This window comes from Pseudarthrobacter albicanus, from assembly GCF_018224015.1.
In the GTDB taxonomy this organism is placed as follows: Bacteria; Actinomycetota; Actinomycetes; order Actinomycetales; family Micrococcaceae; genus Arthrobacter; species Arthrobacter albicanus.
Window position 1 is genome coordinate 1 of sequence record NZ_JAGPOT010000187.1, and the last position, 1453, is coordinate 1453.

General features: G+C 67.9%; 1 protein-coding gene. It reads right to left on the minus strand.

What is annotated here, in order from left to right; genetic code table 11:
• On the minus strand, positions 1-1453 hold a 1453-nt coding region (locus tag J9611_RS21320; protein ID WP_211883240.1), incomplete at both ends, for an amylo-alpha-1,6-glucosidase.

The window sequence follows — 1453 nt, forward strand, 5'->3', positions numbered from 1 at the left end:
TCGGCCATCCACGGCCGGGTTCCGTGCCGGAGGACCATGCCCTCGGGCAACCCCTGGATGGTCGCGTCGGAGCCGGAAATGTCGATGGTAATCCGGCCGCCGGCCATGGGAGCGTTGGTGATGTGCAGGTCTCCGTAGGATTCCGGAAGCACGGGATCCATCCACAGGCCGCCGGCGGAAACGTGCGGGTTGTAGCGCATCAGGTTCGTGACCAGGTAGATCGGTGTGGTGGCCGCCCAGGCCTGGGGCGAGCACGCCGTGGGGTAGGGCACAGGCGCGGCGAAGTGCTCGCGGTCGAAGCCGCAGAACAGTTCGGGCAGCCGTCCGCCCGAATGCTCGGCCGCCTCCAGCAGGGCCGTGGAAATCCGCTGCGCCTGCTCCACGAAGCCGTAGCGCAGGAGGCCGGCCTGGATGACCGCATTGTCGTGCGGCCAGACGGAGCCGTTGTGGTAGCTCGCCGGGTTGTAGGCGCCCATGTCGCTGGCCAGGGTCCGCACTCCCCAGCCGCTGAACATTTCCGGGGACATCAGGCGTTCCACGACCATTGGCGCCTTGTCCTCGTCGATGATGCCGTTCCACAGGCAGTGGCCCATGTTGGACGCGCATGCATCGACCGGCCGCTTGTCGCGGTCCAGCGCGATGGCGTAGTAGCCGCGCTCGGGCAGCCAGAACTGTTCGTTGAACCGTTTCTTCAACTGCGCCGCACGGTCCCGGAGGTCGGCGGCCAAAGCCGCATCGCCGGCGTCGTACGCCATCCACGCCCGCGTCACGTACGCGGCGTAGACGTAGCCCTGCACCTCGCACAACGCGATCGGTGCCTCGGCCAGGCGGCCGTCGGCGAAATTGACGCCGTCCCAGGAGTCCTTCCAGCCCTGGTTGACGAGCCCACGGTCGTTGAGGCGCGCATATTCGACGAACCCGTCGCCGTCGCGGTCCCCGTATTTCCGGATCCATTCCATCGCCCGGTCAGCGTGCGGCAGCAGGGCGGTGATGGTCTCCTCGGCAAAACCCCAGCGGCTCACCTCGCCGAGCACCAGGACGAACAGCGGCGTCGCGTCGACGCTGCCGTAGTAGGCGGACTTGCCGCCCAGCGCCAGCCCGCTGGAGACGTCGAGCCTGACTTCGTGCAGGATCTTGCCCGGCTCCTCCTCGCTCATCTCATCCACCACCGTGCCCTGGCGGTCGGCCAGCGTCTGCACGGTGCCAAGAGCCAGGGACGGATCAACGGGCATCGACATGATGGAGGCAAACAGCGAGTCCCGTCCGAACAGGGCCATGAACCAGGGCGCGCCGGCGGCCACCACGATCCGGTCCGGATGGTCCGGATCCTCGATCCGTAGGGCACCCAGGTCGTCGTAGCTGCGCCGCAGGGTCCGTTCGATCGAGCGGTTGCCCATCTGCAGCACAGGAATCTTCGCCACCCACTCCTGCCGGCGCCGGTCCCGGGGGGACA